General features: G+C 32.3%; 6 protein-coding genes. 3 read left to right on the top strand and 3 right to left on the bottom strand.

Annotated elements, in window-relative coordinates:
* Positions 1-81: 81 nt before the first annotated feature.
* Complete coding sequence (locus FOF46_RS08655) at positions 82-321, bottom strand: hypothetical protein (RefSeq protein WP_143916170.1); 240 nt, start codon at positions 319-321, stop codon at positions 82-84.
* Between the two features lie 115 nt (positions 322-436).
* On the opposite strand from FOF46_RS08655, the gene FOF46_RS08650 reads away from it, so the two are divergent.
* Entirely contained in the window at positions 437-1,603 is a 1,167-nt protein-coding gene (locus FOF46_RS08650; RefSeq protein WP_235011043.1) for a sensor histidine kinase, read from the top strand.
* Positions 1,603-2,313, top strand: coding sequence for a LytR/AlgR family response regulator transcription factor (locus FOF46_RS08645; protein WP_143916169.1), 711 nt, complete (start codon positions 1,603-1,605; stop codon positions 2,311-2,313). The genes FOF46_RS08650 and FOF46_RS08645 overlap by 1 nt, the downstream gene beginning before the upstream one ends.
* Before the next feature lie 18 nt (positions 2,314-2,331).
* Here the strand turns inward: FOF46_RS08645 and mgrA are convergent, their stop codons facing one another.
* Both mgrA and lpdA read right to left on the bottom strand, forming a co-directional pair.
* Positions 2,332-3,351: an L-glyceraldehyde 3-phosphate reductase gene (mgrA, locus tag FOF46_RS08640; protein WP_109439138.1), complete on the bottom strand. Its 1,020-nt coding sequence runs from the start codon at positions 3,349-3,351 to the stop codon at positions 2,332-2,334.
* Positions 3,352-3,509: 158 nt separating this feature from the next.
* The gene (lpdA, locus tag FOF46_RS08635) at positions 3,510-4,916 is read right to left on the bottom strand and encodes a dihydrolipoyl dehydrogenase (protein ID WP_143916168.1); all 1,407 of its coding nucleotides are present in this window, start codon (positions 4,914-4,916) and stop codon (positions 3,510-3,512) included.
* 258 nt (positions 4,917-5,174) lie between these two features.
* On the opposite strand from lpdA, the gene FOF46_RS08630 reads away from it, so the two are divergent.
* Positions 5,175-6,731, top strand: a complete 1,557-nt coding sequence (locus FOF46_RS08630) for a hypothetical protein (RefSeq protein ID WP_143916167.1) — start codon at positions 5,175-5,177, stop codon at positions 6,729-6,731.
* Positions 6,732-6,795 lie beyond the last annotated feature (64 nt).

The following is a 6,795-nucleotide window of genomic DNA, read 5'->3' as shown; positions in this document are numbered from 1 at the left end:
CTAATCCTTTTAAAACCTTGAGTATTTTATCGTAATTTGCTTGAAAGTTGTGCATATAAATTATAGTGTCGTAACTACAATTTACTGCCTTTTAGCAGTTTGCGCAACTTTTTCTAAATGCACAACGGGTAAGCTAATGTTTTTTTGTAGGGTAACACTCCCTTGTTTTAACGCTATTACACTTTTAATAATTAGAAAAAACGTTAATAGTAACATGATCAAAATTGGAACCATAAAAAATGGACCACCTTCATTAATGCGGCTAAAGAGTGCTGAAAAAAAAGATTCTTTTTGTTGAAGAATAAAAAGTAATGAAATCATAGAATGATGGATTTTGAATTAGACATATCCAAAACTAATTTTTGTTGTGTTACATTTTTTCTTTTTGCGCTTACTTACCTGATTAATGTGATATTTAGCAGAATTACTACTCAATATGAGTAAAATTAGTTCTATTTTGTTAAATACAGCTTTAAAGAGGTTATTCATCTCAAAATTATATTTCAAAACGCAAAAAATACGGATATTGTCTGTTCATATGATTTCCAGAGATTTTATACTTAAAAAAACTGCAAAGCTCCTACTCCACATTATTTTTTGGGTAATTGTATTATTCTGTTATTCCTATTTCTTTGGACATAATAGTGATAATATTAATTATGTTTTCTCATTTTCTCTCTTTTTAATGCCCGTTACTATAGGAACTACATATGCTGTTACAGACATTCTAATTCCAAAATATTTATTACACGAAAAATATGGTCTATTCATATTGTATTGTACATATACTATCATTATTTCGGCTTTCTTTATTGTAATGTCCTTTTTCTATGGTCTATTATTTCTTACCGGATTAAAAATTGGCGAAATGGCTCCGATGACCCAAAGTCCTCTATTTCTTTTTATTGCTGTATATTTTGTAGTCTTTGTAGCTAGTGCAATTAACCTTGTGCAACATAACTATACTTCTATTAGTGCAAATCAAGAATTAAAAAATAAAGTGCTCGAAGCACAGCTTAAACTTAAAGAGCAAGAACTGCATTATCTAAAAATGCAGATACATCCCCATTTTTTATTCAATACACTAAATACTATGTATGGTTTTGCTTTAAAAAAATCAGAAGAAACTCCAGAAATGATATTAAAGCTATCTAATCTTTTAGACTATCTATTGTATCAAGTAGATAAACCTTTTGTTTCGTTACAAGAAGAAATTAATCACATAGAAGATTATCTCGCCTTAGAAAAAATGCGTTTTATGAATACTTTGGACGTTTCTATGAATTTTGATAAGATAGCTCACACTATACAAATTGCACCTATGCTTTTTATTCCATTTATAGAAAACAGTTTTAAACACGGGCAAATTCGCAATCAAAAATTATCTATTATAATCGATTTAAAATATCGTAATAATAAGATACATTTTAATATCAAAAACTCTATTTTAAACACTTCTAAAGATAACGTACAAGGTATAGGGTTGACAAATATCAAGAAACGATTACAGCTGTTATATAAAGATATGCATGAATTAAACATCTCTGAAAATGATGATTGGTATCATGTACATCTCGTTTTAAAAATTACAAAACCCGTATAATGAGCACAAAAATATCATGTATTATAGTAGATGATGAGCCTACCGCAAGAGATATTATAGCAAGCCATTTATCAAAAATTGATACGGTTGACATAGTTGATATCTGCAGTAACGCAATAGAAGCTTTTAATTCTATTAACACTCAAAAAATTGATCTCATTTTTTTGGATATTAATATGCCCGAAATTTCTGGTATCTCTTTTGCTAAATCCATCAATACTAATATCAAGGTTATTTTTACCACTGCATATCGTGAATATGCTATTGATGGTTTTGACCTACATGCTGTAGATTATCTTCTTAAACCTATTTCTTTTGAGCGGCTTTTAAATGCAATTACTAACTATTTTGAAGTTTATCATAAACCTAAAGCCACCAATATAGAAAAAATTCATTCTAACAATTTTATTTTTGTAAGATCAGAACGCAGGATGAAAAAAATAGATTTCCCTGACATCATTTATATTGAAAGTTATAGTGATTATATAAAAATACATTGTACTTCTGGAACCATTATAACGAGAGAAACTATTAGTACTATAGAATCAAAATTACCTCAACAACAATTCATAAGGACACATAGGTCATATATTATTGCTATTTCCAAAATAGACTCTTTTTCTAATGAAGAAATTGTTCTACATAATAAATCTATCCCTATTAGCAGAAACTATAAAACTGAAGTCTTAGGGCGGTTAGAAAGCATATAAGATTCTAATATCCTGATTTTACTCTCCCTTAGAAATATTGTTAATGGCTACTAATTCTTCCTCAGAAAACTGTAACTGTTCTAATGCTATTATATTCTCCTTAAGTTGATTTGCAGAACTAGCGCCAATAAGTACAGAAGTTATTTGAGGTTGATTTAATAACCATGCAATAGCCATCTGAGATAATTTTTGTCCTCTTTCACGTGCTATTGCTGCCAAGCTCTGTATTCTTTTTAGATTACTCGTTAATTTTTCTTTATCCAGATATGTAAAATTCTTTGCTGCACGAGAGTCCTCTGGGATTCCGTTTAGATATTTATCTGTGAGCATTCCTTGTGCAAGAGGTGAAAAAGCAATGCATCCAACTCCATTATGCCCTAATGTTTCTAATAAACCATTTTCTACTTCTCTTTCAAAAATCGAATATCGAGCTTGATGTAATACAAAAGGGACTTTTAAATCTTGTAATAATGCTGCTGCTCTAGCAGTTTCTTCTGGTTGATAATTAGAAATACCTACATATAATGCCTTTCCTTGTCTAACAATATCAGATAGTGCAACCATAGTTTCTTCTAGTGGTGTTTCTGGATCTGGTCTATGGTGATAAAAGATATCTACATAATCTAATCCCATACGGGTAAGACTCTGATCAATACTAGCCATCAAGTATTTTCGAGATCCCCAATTTCCATAAGGGCCTGGCCACATATCATAACCAGCTTTTGTCGCTATAAAAAGCTCATCCCTATACGGTAGGAAATCTTTTTTATACAATACTCCAAAATTCTCTTCTGCAGAACCATAAGGTGGCCCATAATTATTTGCAAGATCAAAATGAGTAATTCCTAAATCAAAGGCAGACCTCAAAATTTCTCTTGCATTATGTATATTATCTACAAAACCGAAATTGTGCCAAAGTCCAAGTGATATAGCTGGTAAGAGCACTCCGCTTTTTCCACATCGATTATAAGCCATTGTTTTATAACGCTCTGGTGAAGCCTGATATTCTTTAATTCCTGTTTTATCATTAATATGCATTATACTTAGTTTTTTTGACACAGCTAATATATAGATAAGTTCGTTTTATGATTCATAAAGAAAAAATAAAAAATGAGCCACCCTAAAAAGAATGGCTCGTTATCATAATTTCCTCAAAACATCTTTCCTAAAACTACAAGAGGATATCAATATAAAATCTATACGTGTAGCGCTCTATCATCTGTCGCTGCTAGTGCAGCTTCTTTTATAGCCTCAGTAAACGTAGGGTGTGCATGAGACATACGTGAGATATCTTCTGCCGAAGCTCTAAATTCCATAGCTGTAACAGCCTCTGCTATAAGATCAGCACAACGTGCTCCTACCATATGTACTCCTAGCACTTCATCTGTAACCTCATCTGCAAGAATTTTCACAAAACCGTCAAGATCTCCACTAGCACGTGATCTTCCCAATGCTCTAAATGGAAACTGTCCTGATTTATATTTTACTCCTGCTTCTTTTAACTCTTCTTCAGTTTTTCCTACTGCAGCTACTTCTGGCCATGTATATACTACTCCAGGAATTAAGTTGTAATCAATATGTGGTTTTTGTCCGGCAAGTGTTTCTGCAACAAAAACCCCTTCTTCCTCTGCCTTATGTGCAAGCATTGCTCCTTTAATTACATCTCCTATTGCATAAATATTTGATGTAGAAGTTTGTAGATGATCGTTCACTTCTACTTGACCTCTATCATTAAGTTTTACTCCTGCAGCTTCTGCATTTAACCCATCGGTATAAGGACGACGACCAACTGATACCAAACAATAATCTCCTTTGAATTCTACAGGGTTACCTTTTTTATCATCGGCAGTAATAACTACCTCTTTGGCTCCAGTTTTTACTTCTGTAACCTTATGTGAGGTATAAAACTTAACTCCTTGTTTTTTCATTGCTTTCTGCAATTCTCTAGAGAGTGCTTTATCCATTCCGGGAATAATTCTGTCCATATATTCCACAACAGAAACTTCTGCTCCCAAACGACGATATACTTGACCTAATTCTAACCCTATTACTCCTCCTCCAATAACAACTAGATGTTTTGGTATTTCTTTAAGTTTTAATGCTTCCGTAGAAGTAATGATTCTCTTTTTATCTATTTTGATAAATGGCAACGTAGAAGGTTTCGAACCTGTAGCAATAATAGTATGCTTAGCTTCGATAGTTTCAACAGTACTATCTGCTTTTGTAATATTAATGTGAGTTGCATCTTTAAAAGCTCCAACTCCTTCAAATACATCAATCTTATTTTTTTTCATCAGAAAATCAACACCTCCTGTAGTTTGATCAACTACTGCCTGTTTACGGGCAATCATTTTTTCAAGGTTAATCTTTACATCTCCAGGAATTTCTATACCATGATCTGCAAAATGCTTTACTGCATGTTCATAATGATGAGAAGAATCTAATAAAGCCTTACTAGGTATACAACCTACATTAAGACATGTTCCTCCAAGAGTTGTGTATTTTTCGATTATTGCTGTTTTCATACCCAGTTGTGCGCATCGAATAGCGGCTACATATCCACCAGGTCCAGAGCCAATCACGGCTACATCATATATACTCATAATAGATTATTATGTTGTGCGTATTAAATTTGAACTAACAAAGTTAAAGTATTAAAAGAAATAATTTTAAGTAAAAAGAAATAATTTAACTAGTATTATATTTTATCAAAAAGCAATATATGTATAGGCTAACAAGTTATACTTTCATCAACATAAATAATGATTAAATGAAAGAATGAGAAAATGAAGCTTTTAAAAACAAAAATCTTTGCTAATTTGCAACTTTATGTATTCTCTTAAAGACCTTTTTATATAAATATGCGTTACTTATCAACTCTTTTCTTACTTGTAGTATTAATTTTATGGAGCTCTTGTCGTAATGATTTTGAATCTGGGCCTAGTACTGGAAATTTACAATTTTCAAATGACACTCTATTTTTGGATACTGTTTTTACCAATATTGGCTCTAGTACGTATAGCTTTAAAGTATATAATCGAACAGACGATGATTTTACGATCCCCACTATTGCATTAGAACGAGGTGAAAATTCTAACTATAGACTTAATGTAGATGGTATTCCTGGAAAATCTTTTGAAGATGTTCAGGTACTTGCAAAGGATAGTATTTTTGTATTTGTAGAAACCACAACCGATATAACAAGTCAAACAACAGATACCGAGTTTTTATATACAGATCGTATATTATTTGATACAGGTGGAAATCAACAAGATGTTGATCTGGTTACCTTAATAAAAGATGCTATATTTTTATTTCCTTCTAGAGATGCTATGACAGGTGAAATAGAAACACTTTTATTAGGTTTAGATAATGAAAATAATGAAATTAGAATTGAAGGTTTCTTCCTAGAAGACGAGCAGCTAAATTTTACCAACGAAAAGCCCTATATTATTTATGGATATGCAGCTGTTCCCGGTGGAAAAACTCTTACTATAGATGCTGGTGCAAGAATACACTTTCATGCCGATTCTGGGCTTATTGTTGCTAATGAAGGTACTCTTGTTATAAATGGTGATGTAAGTACAGATCCCGAACTCCTTGAAAATGAAGTGATTTTTGAAAGTGATCGTTTAGAACCTGGTTTTAGTGATATCCCGGGACAATGGGGTACAATATGGCTCACCGCAGGAAGTACAGGACATAGTATAAATCATGCCACAATAAAAAATGCTACGGTGGGTATATTAATGGATTCTAATGATGGCGGACCAGATCCAACACTTACCATTTCGAATACACAGATTTATAACAGTTCTAATGTCGGTCTTTTAGCTCGCACAGGTAATATACTTGGTGAAAACGTAGTTATTAATAATGCTGGACAAGTATCTCTCAATTGTTCATTAGGAGGGACTTACAATTTCAATCACTGTACTTTTACTAATTATTCTAGTATAGGAAGTGGATTTAGAGAACTTCCAACCGTCTTAATAGATAATAATCTTAGAGTAAGTGAAACAGAAGTGGTTGTTGCTGATTTAATCGAAGCCAATTTTACAAATTGTATTATTTATGGTAACCAACAACTTGAACTTATATTTAGTAGAGTTGACGGTACTGCTTTTAACTATAATTTCAAGAACAGTCTGATTAGATTCGAAGATACAGGAAATCAATTTGCTGATAATGCCTTATATGATTTTACAAATGTAGCATTGTTTGAGAATATCGTATTAAACGGAGAACCTGATTTTAAAGCCCCTTTCGAAAACATGCTCAATATTGGTGAGAATTCTGCAGCAAATGGAGGTGCATCTACTCCAACTTCGGGAACTGATATCCTGGGTAATCTGCGCAATACAACTGCCCCCGATATTGGTGCATATGAAAGTGCCGCTTTTGAAGAAAACAACTAATCATTCTTTTATAATCTTATAGATAATATAAAAGAACCGATACTCTTATAAATTTGTATGGATT

This window comes from Aquimarina algiphila, assembly GCF_007489275.1.
Lineage (GTDB): Bacteria > Bacteroidota > Bacteroidia > Flavobacteriales > Flavobacteriaceae > Aquimarina > Aquimarina algiphila.
The sequence above is the reverse complement of the archived record's forward strand: the minus strand, read 5'-3'. Positions and strand labels throughout refer to the sequence as shown.

Bases quoted from the DNA above. Each gene is read 5' to 3' on its own strand.
- FOF46_RS08655 (WP_143916170.1), bottom strand. From the start codon at position 321: ATGATTTCATTACTTTTTATTCTTCAACAAAAAGAATCTTTTTTTTCA.
- mgrA (WP_109439138.1), bottom strand. From the start codon at position 3,351: ATGCATATTAATGATAAAACAGGAATTAAAGAATATCAGGCTTCACCA.
- FOF46_RS08645 (WP_143916169.1), top strand. From the start codon at position 1,603: ATGAGCACAAAAATATCATGTATTATAGTAGATGATGAGCCTACCGCA.
- FOF46_RS08630 (WP_143916167.1), top strand. From the start codon at position 5,175: ATGCGTTACTTATCAACTCTTTTCTTACTTGTAGTATTAATTTTATGG.
- lpdA (WP_143916168.1), bottom strand. From the start codon at position 4,916: ATGAGTATATATGATGTAGCCGTGATTGGCTCTGGACCTGGTGGATAT.
- FOF46_RS08650 (WP_235011043.1), top strand. From the start codon at position 437: ATGAGTAAAATTAGTTCTATTTTGTTAAATACAGCTTTAAAGAGGTTA.